Annotated in this window: 17 protein-coding genes; 8 read left to right on the forward strand and 9 right to left on the reverse strand. The window is 67.2% G+C overall.

Annotation, left to right across the window (positions count from 1 at the left end; genetic code table 11):
- Positions 1-124 precede the first annotated feature (124 nt).
- Together NA12_RS05935 and NA12_RS32985 are read left to right on the forward strand one after the other, a co-directional pair.
- Complete coding sequence (locus tag NA12_RS05935; RefSeq protein WP_165914815.1) at positions 125-1,120, forward strand: helix-turn-helix domain-containing protein; 996 nt, start codon at positions 125-127, stop codon at positions 1,118-1,120.
- Positions 1,121-1,360: 240 nt separating this feature from the next.
- The gene (locus tag NA12_RS32985) at positions 1,361-1,816 is read left to right on the forward strand and encodes an NUDIX hydrolase (RefSeq protein ID WP_165914816.1); all 456 of its coding nucleotides are present in this window, start codon (positions 1,361-1,363) and stop codon (positions 1,814-1,816) included.
- Between the two features lie 44 nt (positions 1,817-1,860).
- On the opposite strand, the gene NA12_RS05945 is transcribed toward NA12_RS32985, so the two are convergent.
- From NA12_RS05945 to NA12_RS05965, 5 genes are all read right to left on the reverse strand, one after another.
- A complete protein-coding gene (locus NA12_RS05945) occupies positions 1,861-3,303 on the reverse strand; it encodes an NAD-dependent succinate-semialdehyde dehydrogenase (RefSeq protein ID WP_067446843.1) in 1,443 nt (480 codons plus the stop codon).
- Positions 3,300-4,424, reverse strand: a complete 1,125-nt coding sequence (locus NA12_RS05950) for an alcohol dehydrogenase catalytic domain-containing protein (protein ID WP_067446845.1) — start codon at positions 4,422-4,424, stop codon at positions 3,300-3,302. Before NA12_RS05950 ends, NA12_RS05945 begins: the two co-directional genes overlap by 4 nt.
- On the reverse strand, positions 4,424-5,551 hold the full coding sequence (locus tag NA12_RS05955; protein WP_067446847.1) for an acyl-CoA dehydrogenase family protein: 1,128 nt from the start codon (positions 5,549-5,551) through the stop codon (positions 4,424-4,426). The genes NA12_RS05950 and NA12_RS05955 overlap by 1 nt, the downstream gene beginning before the upstream one ends.
- Positions 5,552-5,560: 9 nt before the next feature.
- Positions 5,561-6,724 carry an acyl-CoA dehydrogenase family protein gene (locus NA12_RS05960; protein WP_067446848.1) on the reverse strand — a complete coding sequence of 388 codons (1,164 nt, stop codon included), beginning with the start codon at positions 6,722-6,724 and terminating at the stop codon, positions 5,561-5,563.
- A 92-nt stretch (positions 6,725-6,816) separates the two neighbouring features.
- Positions 6,817-7,401: a QsdR family transcriptional regulator gene (locus NA12_RS05965; protein ID WP_243654927.1), complete on the reverse strand. Its 585-nt coding sequence runs from the start codon at positions 7,399-7,401 to the stop codon at positions 6,817-6,819.
- 161 nt (positions 7,402-7,562) lie between these two features.
- Between NA12_RS05965 and NA12_RS05970 the strand changes: the two genes are divergently transcribed.
- A complete protein-coding gene (locus NA12_RS05970) occupies positions 7,563-8,327 on the forward strand; it encodes an EI24 domain-containing protein (RefSeq protein ID WP_243654928.1) in 765 nt (254 codons plus the stop codon).
- Between the two features lie 25 nt (positions 8,328-8,352).
- Here NA12_RS05970 and NA12_RS05975 read toward each other — a convergent pair whose 3' ends face one another.
- The 3 genes from NA12_RS05975 to NA12_RS05985 form a co-directional block, all read right to left on the reverse strand.
- Positions 8,353-9,003 (reverse strand): zinc ribbon domain-containing protein, encoded by a 651-nt coding sequence (locus tag NA12_RS05975; protein ID WP_084472380.1) that lies wholly within the window; start codon positions 9,001-9,003, stop codon positions 8,353-8,355.
- A gap of 98 nt (positions 9,004-9,101) precedes the next feature.
- Entirely contained in the window at positions 9,102-9,545 is a 444-nt protein-coding gene (locus NA12_RS05980) for an RDD family protein (RefSeq protein WP_067446852.1), read from the reverse strand.
- A 133-nt stretch (positions 9,546-9,678) separates the two neighbouring features.
- Positions 9,679-10,323, reverse strand: a complete 645-nt coding sequence (locus tag NA12_RS05985; protein WP_067446854.1) for an LppU/SCO3897 family protein — start codon at positions 10,321-10,323, stop codon at positions 9,679-9,681.
- 273 nt (positions 10,324-10,596) lie between these two features.
- Here NA12_RS05985 and NA12_RS05990 point away from each other — a divergent pair, with 273 nt between their 5' ends.
- Together NA12_RS05990 and NA12_RS05995 are read left to right on the forward strand one after the other, a co-directional pair.
- On the forward strand, positions 10,597-11,205 hold the full coding sequence (locus NA12_RS05990; protein WP_067446856.1) for a DUF8020 domain-containing protein: 609 nt from the start codon (positions 10,597-10,599) through the stop codon (positions 11,203-11,205).
- A 144-nt stretch (positions 11,206-11,349) separates the two neighbouring features.
- Positions 11,350-11,901 (forward strand): Cif family virulence factor, encoded by a 552-nt coding sequence (locus NA12_RS05995; protein WP_067447567.1) that lies wholly within the window; start codon positions 11,350-11,352, stop codon positions 11,899-11,901.
- Positions 11,902-12,023: 122 nt separating this feature from the next.
- Here NA12_RS05995 and NA12_RS06000 read toward each other — a convergent pair whose 3' ends face one another.
- A complete protein-coding gene (locus NA12_RS06000; RefSeq protein ID WP_067446858.1) occupies positions 12,024-13,103 on the reverse strand; it encodes an NAD(P)H-dependent amine dehydrogenase family protein in 1,080 nt (359 codons plus the stop codon).
- Positions 13,104-13,174: 71 nt separating this feature from the next.
- Here NA12_RS06000 and NA12_RS06005 point away from each other — a divergent pair, with 71 nt between their 5' ends.
- The 3 genes from NA12_RS06005 to NA12_RS06015 are packed head-to-tail and all read left to right on the forward strand — an operon-like array spanning position 13,175 to position 15,330.
- Positions 13,175-13,918 carry a glucose 1-dehydrogenase gene (locus NA12_RS06005; RefSeq protein ID WP_067446860.1) on the forward strand — a complete coding sequence of 248 codons (744 nt, stop codon included), beginning with the start codon at positions 13,175-13,177 and terminating at the stop codon, positions 13,916-13,918.
- 29 nt (positions 13,919-13,947) lie between these two features.
- Positions 13,948-15,033 (forward strand): S-(hydroxymethyl)mycothiol dehydrogenase, encoded by a 1,086-nt coding sequence (locus tag NA12_RS06010; protein ID WP_067446862.1) that lies wholly within the window; start codon positions 13,948-13,950, stop codon positions 15,031-15,033.
- A gap of 39 nt (positions 15,034-15,072) precedes the next feature.
- Positions 15,073-15,330, forward strand: a complete 258-nt coding sequence (locus NA12_RS06015; protein WP_132369881.1) for a hypothetical protein — start codon at positions 15,073-15,075, stop codon at positions 15,328-15,330.
- The last annotated feature ends 43 nt before the right edge of the window (positions 15,331-15,373 follow it).

Below are 15,373 nucleotides of genomic sequence, written 5' to 3' on the forward strand. Positions count from 1 at the left end.
GGAGGCGAACAGGGTCGAGACCGGCGCGCGACCCGGGCGGGGCGGGCAGCGCCGCGACCGGACAGAGGCCGATCCGCGGGTCTCGACGCGGGAGAAGTCCGTTATGTTCGATTTGGGGCAATCGATGAGCGAATCGGCCGGGCCCGCAGCCTTCTGCCCGCTGGAGCGACCGGGACCCGCGCACAGCCAGGGCGTGACGCTCCGTGGATCGCGCGATCTCCAGCGGGTGGCGTTCGGCTGCCACCTACGCGCCACGGAGGATTTCACCGCGACACTGTGGACCTCCAGCACCGGCACGGTGCTCATCGCCCGGTTACGGTCCACCGACATCACCGCCGAGCGCGGCACCGACATCGGCGACGATCACTACAGCCGGTACCTGCAACTGGGTTTGGTGCTGGCCGGGCGGGCCACAGTCGAGCAGCGAGGCCACCGGTCGACCGCGGTGGCCGGTGAGGCATTCGCGGTATGCCTCGACAGCACCTTCCGATCGACACTCGAGCGGTGCGAGGCCGCGGCCACCGATGTGCTGTACCTCTACCTGCCGGTGGATTCACTCACCGCGTGGGGCCTGGATGCCGTCGCGGCGGGCGGGCGGGCGTGGCCGCTGTCACGGGCGGCGGTGTCGGCGCTGCTGTTCGGCCGCGATATCGCTTGTGGCGCAACAAGTCCTGACCATCTGCGCATCGTGGCGCGCATCGACGAGATCCTGTTCCGGGCCGCGATCGTCGCCCTGCTCGAACGCGATCTCACGGACGCGACAACGGAGCTGACAACCGAGGACGTGCTGCGTCGCCGCGCGGCCGAATTCATCGACCGCAATTTCGCGGACCCGACGGTGAACCCCGACGCGGTCGCGGTCCGGCTGCACGTGAGCAGGCGGACCCTGTTCCGGGCGTTCGAACTCCAGGGCCTGTCGGTGGGGCGGCTCATCCGGACCCGCAGATTGGCCGCCGCGGCGAGCGCGCTCAGCGATGACACCCGTGCCCTGCGCGACATCGCGGACAGCTGCGGATTTCGCAGTGTCGACCAGCTCTCGCGCGCCTTCCGCACCAAGTACGGCCTCACCCCCGCCGCCTACCGTGCCGCACGGCGAAAGGACGCGATGGCCGAGTGCTGACGATGGCACCCCGATGTCGCGAGGCCACCTGCTCTGAGGCCACCTGCTAGGAGGCGCCTGTTCGACTGTTCCCGCCATCGACCGGATCAACAGTCAATTGTCCAGTTCTGCTGCAGCAGCCGCTATCACAAGCTACCCTCCGGTTCGCTTACATCAGCGGCGTCCGACACGTACGGTTGTCATCAACTGTGTTCGTCGAATCCGGCGGTTGTGTCGAATGGGTGTAGGAGTGAAGAGTCGGTGAGTCCTACGGTATCTGAGTCGGAGTTTCAGGATCTGTCTCGCCAGGCCGAGATCGATGGCACCGCACCGAGAGTCGGCGCGATCATCGATCGTGGCGGGCAGATACTACTCTTGGAACGCCACGACACCGGCCCGATCAAGGTGCCGTTGAAGCTGCCCGGCGCGACCGTGCTGCCGGGGGAATCCCTCGCGGCGGCGGTGACCCGTGGTGTGCTCGAGGAAACGGGGCTGGTTGTCACCGGGATCCGCCACCACGTCGGGGATTTCGACTACCTGTCCCCCGACGCGCAGCCGGTTCGCCGTTTGCATTTCGCCGTCGATGTGGCGGCGGCACACCCGATCCACCTCACCGCGCACGCCCGCTACATCTGGGCACCACTCGATGGTGAGCTGCCCGTGACCTCGTCGATCCGCGCTATCCTCGAGACCTACCGCAACCTCGTCCACGGCTGACAGCCCGATCCGCGCCCGGTGCTGTCCGGGCGCGGATCGGCACGTCATCGGTCGATAGCCAGGTACTGCTGTTCCTGGTATTCCGCCAAGCCGGTGCTGCCGCCTTCTCTGCCGAGCCCGGAGGACTTCATCCCGCCGAAGGGCGCCGCCGGATCCGAGATCACGCCGGTGTTCACCCCGACCATGCCGGTCTGCAGGTTTTCGGCGAATTCGAGTGTGTCACCGAGATTTTCACCGAACACGTAACCGGCCAGGCCCGAATCGGTGGCGTTGGCCAGTTCGAGCGCCGCGGCCGGGTCGGTGAACGTGCGGATCGCGGCGACGGGGCCGAAAACCTCCGAATTCCAGAGGCGGGTTCGGGTGTCGACGTCTGTCAGAATCGCGGGTCGTAGGAAGTGACCGGGACTCGCGGTCGCGGTTTCGTCGGTGTACAGGCGTGCGCCTTGGTCGACCGCTTCGTCGATGAGCGTGGTGACCCGCTGTACCGCCGCGCCGTCGATCATGGGTCCGATCCGAGTGGCGCTGTCGAGTCCGTCACCCACCGGCAGAGCGGAAACAGCGGTGAGGAACCGTTCGGTGAACTCGGCCGCCCGCGATCGGTGGACCAGGAAGCGGTCGGCGGCGACGCAGGTCTGCCCAGCGTTGCGCAGCTTGGCGAGCACCGCACCGCCGACGGCCTTGTCCAGGTCTGCGGACCCCAGAACGACGAAGGCGGCGTTGCCGCCGAGTTCCATCGAGACCCGCAGAACCCCCTGTGCCGCCTGCGTCAGCAGGGTCCGCCCGACAGCGGTGGAGCCGGTGAAGGTGAGTTTGCGTAGCCGCCGGTCGGTGAGAATGCGCGCCGACACCAGTGGCGCGCGCGAGGTGGTCACACAGTTGACGACGCCGGGCGGCACGCCCGCCTCCGCCAGTATCCGCATGAACGCCACTGCGGTGAGCGGGGTTTGGGGTGCCGGCTTGAGAACGACGGTGCAGCCCGCGGCGAGTGCTGGGGCCAGCTTGCGGGTGACCATCGCGAGGGGGAAATTCCAGGGTGTGATCGCGAAGACCGGGCCGACCGGTTGTTCGCGGACCACGATGCGTCGGCCACCGCTCGGTGCGCGGAAGAACGCTCCGCGGCCACGGGCGGCTTCTTCGGCGAACCAGCGCAGGAATTCGGCGCCGTAGGCGACTTCGGCGCGGGCCTCGGCGAGCGGTTTGCCCATCTCCAGGGTGATGGTGTGGGCGATCCGCTCGGTGTCGGCGTGCAGCAGGTGGAACGCGCGCGCGAGGATGTCGCTGCGGTAGCGCGGATCGGTGTCCGCCCAGTCTCGCTGCGCGGCCACCGCAGCGTCCAACGCGGCCATGGCTGTGCTGTCGTCGCCGTCGGCGACGGTCGCGATCTCGGCATCGGTGGCGGGGTTGCGCACGGGCATCGTCGTCGTGGCGTCCACCCAGTTGCCGCCGATGAACTGGGCGATCGGGAGGTCGGAAAGGATCGATGTCATCGAGGCTCCCTGTCCGGTTCGAACACGATCACCTGACGCACGGCCGCGCCGTCGGCGAGTTGATCCATCGCCTCGTTGAGGTCATCGAGTGCGATGCGAGCCGAGATCAGCTTCTCGACCGGCAGCCTGCCTGCCCGCCACATCTGCTCGTAGCGAGGGATGTCACGCGCGGGTACCGCCGAGCCGAGATAGCTACCGACCACGGTGCGGGCCTGCGCGGTGAACAGCAACGGTGACAGTGTCACGGTGGCCGACGGGGCGGGCAGACCGACGGTGATCGTGGTTCCGCCGGGATCGGTAGCCAGAAAGGCGGTTTCGAACGCGTCGGGATGACCGGCGCACTCGATCACATAGCGTGCCCGAATTCCTTGCGCCACTACCTGTTCGGGTGTGTAGGTCTCGCTCGCGCCGAGGTCGCGGGCGGCCGCGAGCTTGGCGGGCAGGCGGTCGACCGCCACGATGCGCCGCACCCCGATCGCGGAGGCGGTGAGCAACGCGGCCATGCCGACCCCACCCAGCCCCACCACCATCAGGTCGTCCTCGGGGCCGGGGTCGGCGACATTGAGGACCGCGCCGCCGCCGGTCAGCACGGCGCACCCCAACAGCGCCGCCACCTCCGCGGGCACATCGTGGCCCACCGCGACGACCGAAGCCTGGTCGATCACCGCGTGCGTGGCGAATCCGGAAACGCCGAGGTGATGGCGTACGGGCCGGCCGTCCCTGGTCAGCTTGCCGGGATGGTGCAGGAGTTCGCCCGCCGTGTTCGCCCGGGTCCCCTCGGTGCAGGGCAGCGCTCCGCCGCGCGCGCACGCCGCGCAGCGCTCGCACCGCGGCAGGAACGACATGACCACCCGGTCCCCGACTGTCAGATCATCGACCCGGTCCCCGAACCCCACCACGATGCCCGCCGCTTCGTGGCCGAGCAACATCGGCAGCGGCCGCGCCCGATTGCCGTCGACCACACTGAGATCGGAGTGGCACACACCGGCCGCTTCGATCCTGACCAGTACCTCGGTCGGGCCCGGCTCGGCGAGTTCGAGGTCGTACACCCCGATCGGGCGCGACGACGCGAACGGCCTCGGCCGGTCGGGGTGGTCGAGGACCGCGCCACGGATACGCATCAGATCTCCCCTTTCCGGCACTCGCTGAGCGGGCCCGATAGCGCGCGCAGGTGATCGTTCGCGTCGCCCATGGTGTGCTCGATGGTGGTGAGCCGGGCGGTGTAGTGCCCGACCGGGTATTCGGCGGTCATGCCGATGCCGCCGTGCAGCTGGATCGCTTCCTGGCCGATGTGCTTGCCGGACAGGTCGATTCGCCGTTTCGCCCGGGAGGCCACTGTCGGATCGACGACTCCGTCCGCCAAGGACATCGCCGCGTACAGACTCATACTGCGGGCCAGTTCCAGCGAGACGTACATGTCCGCCGCTCGGTGCGTGAGGGCCTGGAAAGTACGCAGGACGACACCGAACTGCTTGCGGGTCTTCAGATACTCGGTGGTGAGGCGCAGCGCCTCGGCCATCGCGCCGACGGCTTCGGCGCCGAGTGCGGCCTGTGTCGTGATCACGGCTTCGTCGATGATCGCTGCGGCATCGAGGTCGACGCCGAGCAATTCGGCGGGCGCGCCGCGGAATTCGATCTCCGCGCCACGGCCACCGTCGTAGCTGCGATACGCGGTGCGCGCGACCGCTGCCGCACGAGCATCGACCAGGAACAACGCGGTTTCGCCGGTGGGTACCACGGCCGAGACGATCAGCGTGTCGGCCCGATCCCCAGCGGGCACAGGGCTTTTGTGGCCGGTCAGCGTCCACCGGTCGCCGTCGGCAATGGCCAGGGTTTGCGGACGGAGCTCCGGCCAACGGACGCCGGGCTCGGCGTGGGCGAAGGCGAACAGCCGCTCGCCGTCGACGATGCCGGCCAGCAGCGCGGCGCGCTGGGCGGCAGTACCCGCCCGGCCGATCACGAGCGCGGGCAGCAGGGCGCAGTCGAAGACCGGTTCCGGCGCCAGGGTGCGGCCGAGTTCCTCCAGGACGAGCATCGTTTCGATGGGGCCCGCGCCGACGCCGCCGTCCTCGACGGACACGGTCAGCCCGAGCAGACCGATCTCGGCGAAGTTCGCCCACACCGTCGGATCCCAGCCGGGATCGCCGGCGATGACCTCCGCGCGGCGCCCAGTGGTGTAGTGGCGGGTCAGCACGCTGCGCACGGTGTCGCGCAGCAGGATCTGTTCAGCAGTAAAAGTGAAATCCATGGCGGTAACTCACAGTCCGAGGATCGTCGAGGCGATGATGGTGCGCTGCACTTCGTTCGAACCTCCGTAGATGGATGTCTTGCGGTAGTTCAGGTATCCGGCGATGGTGCGGCGCGCCCAGTCGTCGGTCTCGCCCACTCGGGCGACGGCGGCGGGGCCCGCGATGTCGACCAGCAGCTCGGTGACGGCCTGCTGCAGTTCGGTGCCACGCAGTTTGAGGATCGACGAAACGGGGTTGGGGGCGCCGTCACTCGAGCTCGCCGCGACCCGCAGCTGCACCAGCTCCAGCGCCAGCAGCTCGTTGTCGAGATCGGCGATCCGGGCGGCGAAGGCCGGGTCATCGAGCAGGGTGCCGGTACCGAGCCCGGTCTGGGCGGCGTATTCCTTCGCCAGCTCCAGGCGGACCTTGGTCTGCCCGATCGCGGCGATGCCGGTGCGTTCGTTGCCCAGCAGGAATTTGGCGTAGGACCAGCCGTGGTTCTCCTGGCCGACCAGCTGGTCGGCCGGAACGCGCACGTTCTCCAGGAACACCTCGTTGACCTCGAAGCCGCCGTCGATCAGTTCGATCGGCCGTATCGTCACGCCGGGGCTGTCCATGGGAAACAGCAGCATGGAGATGCCTGCCTGCTTCTTGGCGGCGGTGGGATCGGTGCGGACCAGGCAGAACATCCAGTCCGCGCTCTGAGCGGCGGTGGTCCAGGTCTTCTGCCCGTTGACCACATAGTGGTCACCGTCGCGCACCGCGACGGTGCGCAGCGAGGCCAGGTCGGATCCGGCGTCGGGCTCGGAAAAGCCCTGGCACCACCAGATGTCGAGGTTCGCCGTCGCGGGCAGGAAGCGCGCTTTCAGCTCCGGCGAGCCGAACTCGGCGAGGACCGGGCCGATCATGTTCGCGTTGAAGGTGAGCGGCTCCGGCACCGAGGCGAGTTGCATTTCGTGATGCCAGATGTGGTGGCGCACTGCCGACCAGTCCCGGCCACCCCACTCGGCGGGCCAGTGGGGCACGGCCAGCCCGGCTCCGTTGAGGATGCGCTGGACGGTGACGTAGTCGGTCTTGCTCAGCTCGTGCAGGTGTCGGTGCCGCTCGCGGATGTCCGCGGGGATCTCACGGCGGAAGAAGGCGCGCAGCTCGTCGCGGAAGGCGAGCTCGTCCTCGGTGAAGGCCAGTTGCATGGTCCAGTATGTTACATAGAGTTGCCTGTGTATCAAATGGAGGTCATGATCCGGCGCTTTCCGACCACATGGGGCCTGCGCGACAGTGGCGCCTACGCGCGCAGCAGGGCGGCCTGGACGCGGCTCAGCCGCTCCACGTCACCCTGAAAGCCCGCCACCGCGTCGTTGTACAGGAACGCTTCCCACAATCGGACCAGGGCGTACGCGAGGGTGGCGCGGTCGATGGGCGGCTGATAGCCCTGCTCCTCGGCACGTTCGAGAAGGCCTTCGACGATCGAGACCGCCGCCGGATGCACCACTCCATCGCTACGGGTGATCACGCGCAGTGCCGATGTGGATTCCTGATCGAAGTAGGTGCGCAGCGAACCGTCCTCGACCAGCCAGTGAATGGCGCGGTCGAGGATCTCCACGAGCCGTTCCCCGCCGGTGGCGGTGCTGCGCCGTTCGGCGTAGGCGACCATCCGCTCGAGCTGGCGTGCCAAGGCGGCGCCGAGCAACCCGTGCCGGGAACCGAACCACCGGTAGATACTGGTACGACCCAGTCCGAGCTGAGCGGCGATAGCGTTCGCGTCGACCCGCTTACCCGACAGGAAGACTTGCACGGCAGCGTCGAGCACGTCATCACGACTGGCCGCGGCCGGGCGGCCGGGCGCTCGATTTCCTTCGGTGCGTGCCACGCCCGACAGCATAGAGCGAGCCGCGTCAGGCGCCGTCGTTGTCACACCACGACCGCACCTGACAGGTGCGCAAACTCGAACGCCCACAACACCGCTGAGGCGTCGCCCGAACGCGGATAGGCTGCGGCCATGCATGATCTGGGGACAGGGTTCGGTTACTTGTGGAGCGGCAGCGGTGGGTGGTCGGCCACGGTCGCTGGTTCGGCTTCGGGCTGATACCCGGCCTGCTCACGATGGCTCTCTATGTCGCGGTGTTCATCGGTGCGGCGTTCGGCGTCGGCGACTTCACCGCGTGGCTGTCTCCGTTCGCCGATGACTGGGACTCACCGTGGCGCGGGCTGTTTCGCGGGTTGCTGGTGGTGGTGTTGTTCGGGTTCGGCGCCCTGGTCGCGGTGGTGGCGTTCACCGCGATCACGTTGGTGCTCGGACAGCCGTTCTACGAGCGGCTGTCCGAGCAGGTCGACAGGTCCGAGTCGGCGGACGGCACCGCACCGGAGTCGGGCAACGGATTCGCCCGGGATGTGTGGATATCGATCCGCGACAGTGTTCGGCTGCTGATCAGGGTCGTGGCCTGGGCAGTGCTGTTGTTCGTTCTCGGGTTCGTTCCTGTCCTCGGCCAAACCGTCGTTCCGGTGATCGGGATCGGCGTGACCGGCTTCTTCCTCGCCCAGGAACTCACCGCGGTGGCGTGGCAGCGGCGCGGCGTCGAACTGCGCGAACAACTGGCCGTCCTGCGCGGACGACGCATGCTCGCCTGGGGATTCGGCGTTCCGCTCGCCCTGGTCTTCCTGATCCCGTTCGTGGCCGTGCTGCTGATGCCCGGCGCAGTCGCGGGTGCGACGCTGTTGGTGCGCAGCCTGCGCGATGAGAACAGCGCAGACGGCAAACCGCTGGTCAGCGAGGCGCTGATGGCACCGCCCCGATAACGCCCTCCGGCCCGCTCGAACGTGCCTATCGGGCCCGACCGCAGTTCGAGCAGAACATCGCGCCCGCACCGATCGGCGAGCTACAGCCTTGACAGTCGACGCGAACGTCGAGCGCGGCGCCACAGGATGAGCAGAACCGGCCGCCATCGGTCGCGGCCGCGCAGGTGGGGCAGGCGACGCGCGCCGGAGTCGCGAGGTCGTGCTGCCCGGCCCACTCCTGACGCTGGGCCGCCTCGTGGATCTGCGCGCCGCGCGCGGCGGCCTGCGCGCGAGCGATCTGGTGCCCCACCTGCGGCGAACAATGGGTGCATTGTCCGACATGGTCGTTCCAGCAGATCCGCGCGCAGGTCCACGAACCGCAGCCCGCGCACAGGCGGAACTCGCGCGCCACCTCGTCGACAGCCTGGGCGAACGCCGCGTCCTTGGTGCTGGACGCGGCGCCACCCCAGCTGTTGGAGTAGCTGTCCGCGGCGGCGGACGCCTTGTACAGGAAAGGGACTCGGTCGCCGAGCAGATCACGCATCGAGCGCAGCACACCGCGCCCGCGAGACAGGTAGTTCTGCTGGAACGCCGACCGATGGACGGTGGTGCAGCGTTCGCAGCGGAACTCCCATTGGAAACCGTTGTCGTTGGACTGGTCGGAATAGTTGCTGGTGAAGACCACCGGTGCGGCCATGTGTGTTCGGTTCCTCTTCCGGCACGGGAATTTTCGGCGTTCGCCGATCCCTTATCGCGGGGGCGACGAAGAACGCAACACGATCGCGCGGGGCCGTATCAGTCCTTGACCACCTGGGTGCCGCCGGCGAACGTGTCGTGCCAGCCCTGCTTGCTCGAGCTCGAACTCACCGTCACCGCGATGCCGATGGCCGCGATGAACCACAGCAGCCCGCCGAACCACGGAATCAGGTTCAGCAGCATGTAGGCGTTGCGCTTGGCCGATTCGAGGAGATCGGGCTTGGTCGCGCCGCCCGCGCCGTTCACGTGCAGACCGAGCAGCTTCTTGCCCGGGGTCGATCCGGTGACCACTTCGAAGACGACGAAGTACAGGAACCCGAATCCGGCACCGGGCAGGATCGCGATCCAGCTGGGCAGATCGGTGGCTCGCTCGAGTAGCCAGAACAGCACGCCGCCGACGATGCCCGCGATGATCCAGTCGATGAACCTGGCTCCTGCCCGACGTCCGATTCCCGCGGGAGTGATGCCGACTGCGTTGGTCATGATTCCTCCTAGAAATCACCGGTCACGGTGTTACACCGAGGATCTCACACGTATCCGACACCGAGGGGACCGTCGGCCGGATCGAGGCGAGATCGAGTGCCGCGCAACCGCCACACCCGTCGATCGCGGCGGTTCAGCGGGTGCTGACGCAGACCACGAAGCGGCGCTGGCCGTAGACGACACCACGGTCTCCGGTCGTGCACACGTTCACATCCGTGGTGTCGTGCCGGATCTCGAGGACGCGGACCCGACCGGGGGCGTCGGCGGCGCAGTCCACGTGCCGGGCCGAGTCACCCGCCATGTCGAGGCATTCGCCGACGGTCCAGTCGATATCCAGGCAGAGAGTCTGGTCCACACCGCCCGGCAGCGTCCGAGGTTGCGCCCTGTCGACGTCGCCCGGGCACTGACCACCCATCGGCTCCAATCGCGCCACTCTGTAGCGGGAGCTGACGTCGCCACACGCGACCTGCCGAATATCGGCCGGATTCGCATTCATATCCACACAATCGCCGACAGTCAGGTCGACCCAGGGAATCTGCGTCGCGGACTTGGCCAATGTGGAGGCGACACCGCCGTAAATATCGGTATTAGTTCCCAGCGGTTGAGTTGTTGAAACCTCGGTCGGCGAAGTTTTTTCGGCAGCGACCTCGCCGGTCCCGCCGGGCGCTTCGGCCGCGAACCCGATCGCGACGGAAAGCACCAGGTAGAACGCACCTGCCAGGGACAACACCGCCCCGATCGAGACGCCGAGCAAGACCAGGTTTCTCCGACGCGCCATCCGCTTTGTCCCTATTCATCCGAGAGACGTCCCCGACCGACATCCCACTCGCCTGACAGTTCTTACACGGCACACACGACAGTGTCGAATTGTGAATCTGAATCTTTTAACAATGAAATTACGGATCCATCAACCGAATTCGGCGCGGGTTCACCGACAACCGGAAAAGGGTGCTAGGGTCTGCCCGATCTCACTGGCGGACAACATGGTTCATGCCCGAGCCGGGCATGCCGTTCGACCGCGTAATCTTCGTGATGCGTAAAGGAATTCCCCATGAAACTCGGCTACTTCCCTGCTGCCACGCTCCTGGTCGGCGCCGCCGTCTGGATCACCGCCGGGACCGCCGCCGCGCAGCCGGCCACTCCGTCGCCGTCCCCCGCGGCCACCACCTCCGGCGTCGACCGATCCGTGCACTACGAGGCCACGCTCACCGAGTTCTCCCGGGTGCTGACCACCACCGTTGTCGGGGGCACCTTCACCACCACCGACGACGCCGTGACCCTCGTCGCCGACTCGGGCGAGGTCGTCACCCGCATCCCGCTCGTCTACCAGATCTCGGGCAGGCAGATGCGGGTGGCGCAGACGATCTCCGACCATGGGCACCACCTCGTCCTGGCCCCGCAGCCGAACGCCACCGCCGTCGGCGAGATGCAGGCCATCAGCCCGATGTCGCAACTGACGAACGAGATCAACCGCAACGTGGTCGGCGTCGTCGCGGGCGGCCTGCTCGGTGGTCTCATCGGCACGGTCCTCGGTTTCGGTTTCCTCAGCATCATCACCGGCCCCGTCGGCCTGGTCCTCGGCGCGATCGCCGGCGGCTACGCCATGGGCGGCCAGCCCTTCCTCGACGCGGTCACCGCCGCCGTCAGCGGCCGCCCCTGATCCACCGACGTTCCCCGCGCACGCTTGGACATTTAGTTGGACATGTGTCTATACACATGTTCACACACTGTGTACCGTACGAGCTATCACTGCGGCTCGATGCCAGACGGCACAGAGTCGGCTGTACAGATCGGAGCAATGTTCATGTCATTTCCCCGCGCCGAACTCGACGAAATGATCCAACGGTGGTTGCAGGCGAACGTCGAGTGCGAAAAAGCAGGTGACTGGCGGCCGCTGGCGGAGTTCTACACCGAGGACGCCACCTACGGCTGGAACTACGGGCCCAAGCACGACTTCATGGCGATCGGTCGCACCGAGATCCGCGACTACGCGATCGGCCTGGAAATGGACGGCCTCGAGGGCTGGACCTACCCCTATCAGGCCTGGGTCACCGACGAGAAGACCGGCGACATGCTCGGCCTGTGGAAGCAGGTCTGCGAGGTCAAGCGCGCCGACGGCACGAACTACTCCCTCGACGGCATCCAGGGCAGCTGGTTCAAATACGGCGGCGACTTCCAGTGGAAGTGGCAGCGCGACTTCTTCGACTACGGCAACCTCACCGTGCTGTTCACTGAGATGATGACGAACAACGACCTGCCTGCCGGGGTGAACAAGCGCATCGAGCGGGTAGTGAACTCCCGTGGCAAACTGCCGGGCTGGTACCCCCTCGGCACCTCCCCGGTCCCCCTGTGGTGACGACCACCCACGGCGCACCGACCACGTCGCATCCCCTGGCAGCGGTCGGGTAGCGCACTCTCACAACACCTGTCGGCTGCTGTCCCCGGTGGAACAGCAGCCGACAGCTCTGCGCGCGGCGCTCAGACCGAGACCACGACCCGTCCGGGTTCGGTGATCAACGGTAGGTCGAGAGTCGTGCGAATTCCCGGGGCCGCGGCGACGACGGCCGGGATCGAGTTCACGATGCGTCCGGCCGCGGCCAGGATCGCCGCGTAGTTGTGGTCGCCGTTGCGACTCGTCGGGCACACATCGACGTGATACGACGGCTCGCCGACGATCTCGACCCGATACGACCCGCCACCCTGCGCGGGCCGCGGCCAGTCGGGGCACAAATCCTCGCGCAACCGGGTGACATGCTCGATCACGATCAGCGGCTCGCCCGCGACGACACCGCGCACCTCGAAACGCAGGGCGGCCAGGCCACCGGCCGGGATATGCCCCGCCGCGATATCGAAGGCCTCCGGCGCGGGAACCCGCTCGTAGCTCTCGGTGATCGCGTCGACGGTCACGCCGAGCCCGGCGGCCAGCTGCCGGATCGCCGGGCCCCACGCGGCGCCCAGAATGCCCGGCTGTAGGAGCATCGGCACTTCGTCGAGCGACTTCCCGAAACCCATGACGTCGAACATGACGATCGCCCCGTCATAGGTGGCGTAGTCGGCGATCTCCATACAGCGCACCTGCTCGACGGTCTGACAGGTTCCCGTCAGGGCCAGCGGCACGAGATCGTTGGCGAATCCCGGGTCGACTCCAGTGATGAACAGGCTCGAATTGCCCTGCCGAGCAGCATCTTCCACCGGTGTGATGTATGCCTCGGGCAGCGCACCCCAGGGAAACTGCAACATTCCCGGCGCCGAACCCACCACATCGACCCCGGCGGCGAGCAGACGTCGGCAATCATCCATCGCGCCACGCAGCCGCGTATCGCCCATCGCGCAGTAGACGACACAGTCCGGTCGGGTCGCCAGCAGCGCGTCGAGGTCGGCGACAGCGGCGATCCCGGTGACCACGTCGAGACCGGCGAGGTCGCCCGCATCCCTGCCCACCTTGTCCGGCGTACTGACACACACTCCGGTCAACTCGAAGTTCGGGCTCTCGATCAGGCCGGACAGGGCAAGGCGACCGACGTTTCCGGTGCCAACGTGGGCAACGCGGATTGGCATGGTTTCTCCTCTGGTCAGCTATCCAGACACATGTCTGGATTTCAGTACAGACAGATGCTAGCGTGACCGGCATGGGACGTGTAGAGGGAAAAATCGCGCTGATCAGTGGCGGCTCGCGCGGAATGGGCGCCGAGCACGCCCGGCTGCTGGTTTCGGAGGGCGCCAAGGTCGTTATCGGCGACATCCTCGACGACGAAGGCAGAGCGCTGGCCGAATCACTCGGTAGTGCAGCGGTTTTCGTACATCTCGATGTGACAGAGCCCGACCACTGGGCGGCCGCGGTGTCGCGCGCGGTCGACGAATTCGGCGGGCTGAACGTCTTGGTGAACAACGCGGGCATCGTCAACGGAGGCGCCATCGGCAAGTTCGATCTGGACAAGTGGCGTCAGATCATCGACGTCAACCTGACCGGAACATTTCTGGGCATCCGCGCCTCGGTGGCGGCGATGATCGCGACCGGCGGCGGCGGGTCGATCATCAATGTCTCCTCGATCGAGGGCCTGCGCGGTGCACCGTGGGCGCACGGCTATGTGGCGTCGAAGTGGGCCGTGCGCGGCCTCGCGAAATCGACCGCGCTGGAGTTGGCGCCGCACAATATTCGCGTCAACTCGATCCATCCCGGACTGATCCGGACGCCGATGACCGCCGGGCTGCCCGAGGATCTGGTCACCATCCCCCTCGGCCGCCCGGCCGAGTCACACGAGGTCTCGACCTTCGTCCTGTTCCTGGCCAGCGACGAGTCCTCGTACGCGACCGGATCGGAATTCGTCATGGACGGCGGCCTGGTGGTCGCGGTGCCACACAAAACATCCTGAGAGCACGAGAAGACACAAGGAGCGGGGAAGTGACCGAAACAGTGCGGGGCGTCGTTGCGCGCCGAGCCGGCGCCGAGGTGGAGCTGGTCGACATCATCATCCCGGACCCCGGCCCCCATGATGTCGTGGTCAGGGTGGCGGCCTGCGGGGTATGCCACACCGACCTCACCTACCGTGAGGGCGGGATCAATGACGAATTCCCGTTCCTGCTCGGTCACGAAGCAGCCGGAGTCGTCGATCGGGTCGGCACCGCCGTAACCCATGTCGCCGTAGGCGATTTCGTGGTTCTGAACTGGCGTGCGGTGTGCGGCAGTTGCCGCGCATGCCGTCGCGGCCGGCCGTGGTACTGCTTCGATACCTTCAACTCCGAGCAGAAGATGACGCTCGAGGACGGGTCACCACTGACCCCGGCCCTCGGCATCGGGGCCTTCGCGGACAAGACCCTGGTGCACGAAAAGCAGTGCACCATCATCGATTCCACCACCGATCCGGCCGTGGCGGGCCTGCTCGGCTGCGGAGTCATGGCCGGCTTGGGCGCCGCTCTCAACACCGGCAACGTCGGCCGCGGCGACTCGGTCGCCGTCATCGGCTGTGGTGGCGTCGGGGCCGCCGCGATCGCCGGGGCGCGCCTGGCGGGCGCGAGCACCATCGTCGCCGTCGACCGGGATCCGGCCAAACTGACCGGCGCGACCGCACTGGGCGCGACCCACACCGTCGATGCCGCGACCGAGGATCCCATCGAGCGAATCCGCGAGCTCACGAACGGTTTCGGTGCCGACGTCGTGATCGACGCGGTGGGTCGTCCCGAGACGTGGAAGCAGGCGTTCTACGCCCGCGATCTGGCCGGAACCGTCGTCCTCGTCGGGGTGCCGACGCCGCAGATGCGGCTGGAGATGCCGCTGCTGGACTTCTTCTCCCACGGCGGCGCGCTGAAATCGTCCTGGTACGGCGACTGTCTGCCCGAACGCGATTTCCCGACGCTGATCGAACTGTATCGCCAGCAGCGCCTGCCCCTCGACCTGTTCGTCACCGAACGCATCGGCCTGGCCGACGTCGAAAAGGCCTTCGAGACCATGAAATCCGGGCGCGTGCTGCGCTCCGTGGTGACGTGGTGACCACCGGAATACACCGACCACTATTCCAAGGAGCACCCTGTGGCCGAAACAGCTCGGCGGCCAACGCCTTCGCCTGAGTACGACGATTCCGGCATCGCGCGATTGCGCAGCTACCTCACCGACGAGATACGCCGCCGTGTGCACGCGGCGCTGGGTCCCGATGCCGACCCCACAACGACGCGAACCCTCGAACAGTTGTACGCGGGCGCGCTGATCGACGCCGGGGTCGACTACGCGTCGCACGTCGATGGCGGGGCTGATCCCGGACTCGTCGTTCTTCGCCTCCTGCACCGGTGATGTCGGCGCCCGACAATCGAACACCACGAAAGAGTTGACACTG

Origin of the sequence: Nocardia alba NBRC 108234 (assembly GCF_001612665.1) — a bacterium.
Lineage (GTDB): Bacteria > Actinomycetota > Actinomycetes > Mycobacteriales > Mycobacteriaceae > Nocardia > Nocardia alba.

What these genes read in the sequence shown, in the direction of transcription:
- NA12_RS05935 (WP_165914815.1), top strand. Translation starts at nt 125, where the DNA reads ATGAGCGAATCGGCCGGGCCCGCAGCCTTCTGCCCGCTGGAGCGACCG.
- NA12_RS05985 (WP_067446854.1), bottom strand. Translation starts at nt 10,323, where the DNA reads ATGGCGCGTCGGAGAAACCTGGTCTTGCTCGGCGTCTCGATCGGGGCG.
- NA12_RS05960 (WP_067446848.1), bottom strand. Translation starts at nt 6,724, where the DNA reads ATGCAACTGGCCTTCACCGAGGACGAGCTCGCCTTCCGCGACGAGCTG.
- NA12_RS05975 (WP_084472380.1), bottom strand. Translation starts at nt 9,003, where the DNA reads ATGGCCGCACCGGTGGTCTTCACCAGCAACTATTCCGACCAGTCCAAC.
- NA12_RS05950 (WP_067446845.1), bottom strand. Translation starts at nt 4,424, where the DNA reads ATGCGTATCCGTGGCGCGGTCCTCGACCACCCCGACCGGCCGAGGCCG.
- NA12_RS05995 (WP_067447567.1), top strand. Translation starts at nt 11,350, where the DNA reads ATGTCATTTCCCCGCGCCGAACTCGACGAAATGATCCAACGGTGGTTG.
- NA12_RS05955 (WP_067446847.1), bottom strand. Translation starts at nt 5,551, where the DNA reads ATGGATTTCACTTTTACTGCTGAACAGATCCTGCTGCGCGACACCGTG.
- NA12_RS05980 (WP_067446852.1), bottom strand. Translation starts at nt 9,545, where the DNA reads ATGACCAACGCAGTCGGCATCACTCCCGCGGGAATCGGACGTCGGGCA.
- NA12_RS06000 (WP_067446858.1), bottom strand. Translation starts at nt 13,103, where the DNA reads ATGCCAATCCGCGTTGCCCACGTTGGCACCGGAAACGTCGGTCGCCTT.
- NA12_RS06005 (WP_067446860.1), top strand. Translation starts at nt 13,175, where the DNA reads ATGGGACGTGTAGAGGGAAAAATCGCGCTGATCAGTGGCGGCTCGCGC.
- NA12_RS05945 (WP_067446843.1), bottom strand. Translation starts at nt 3,303, where the DNA reads ATGACATCGATCCTTTCCGACCTCCCGATCGCCCAGTTCATCGGCGGC.
- NA12_RS05990 (WP_067446856.1), top strand. Translation starts at nt 10,597, where the DNA reads ATGAAACTCGGCTACTTCCCTGCTGCCACGCTCCTGGTCGGCGCCGCC.